The organism is Streptomyces rubellus (genome assembly GCF_036323805.1).
Classification (GTDB): Bacteria; Actinomycetota; Actinomycetes; order Streptomycetales; family Streptomycetaceae; genus Streptomyces.
On record NZ_JAZDCX010000073.1, the window covers coordinates 1 to 634 of the forward strand.

The 634-nt window shown below is 68.1% G+C and carries 1 pseudogene; it reads left to right on the forward strand.

The features are described from left to right. Positions 1-239: 239 nt before the first annotated feature. A pseudogene (locus tag V1L54_RS29295) lies at positions 240-634 on the forward strand (hypothetical protein); the annotation flags it as partial.

Consider the following 634-nt stretch of genomic DNA (forward strand, 5'->3'; position numbering starts at 1 on the left):
ATGGGGGACCGTGTGGGAGAGTAGGACGCCGCCGAACAATTCGTGGAGGGCCCTTGGCCCCAGCGCGCACGCTGGGACCAGGGGCCCTTTTCTTTTGTCTGCCTCAGAGTGCGCTGTTTGCTCGATGCGCGCAAGAATGAACGTGTAGTACCCCAAGACAGGAGCCACGGCGATGTCCAACTCACCCGAGGAACGGCCCGGTAGGTCCGAGCGATCCGACAGGCCGCGACGCCAGAGCGGTGGTGACAGGCAAGGCAGCGGTTTTCGCCGGGACGACAGCCGCGGTGGTGGACGGGGTGACGGCCGAGGCGGTTTCAACCGCGGTCAGGACCGAGGACGTCAGGACCGGGACCGCGGTGATCGGCGGGACTTCCGGCGGGACGACAGTCGTCGTGACGAGCGTCGTGGTGATGAGCGGGGCGGTTTTGGCCGCGGCCAGGACCGTGATCGGCAAGGCGCACGGGGACATGACCGCGGGGATCAGCGGGGCTCCAGGCGTGAGGACGATCGTCGGGGGTTCCGTCGTGACGACGACCGTCGCGGTGATTGGCGGGGGGAGCGCCCCGCGCATGAGCGTTCCTCGTACCGCCGTGATGACCGTGGTGGCGAGCGCAGGGACGAGCGTTCCTCGTAC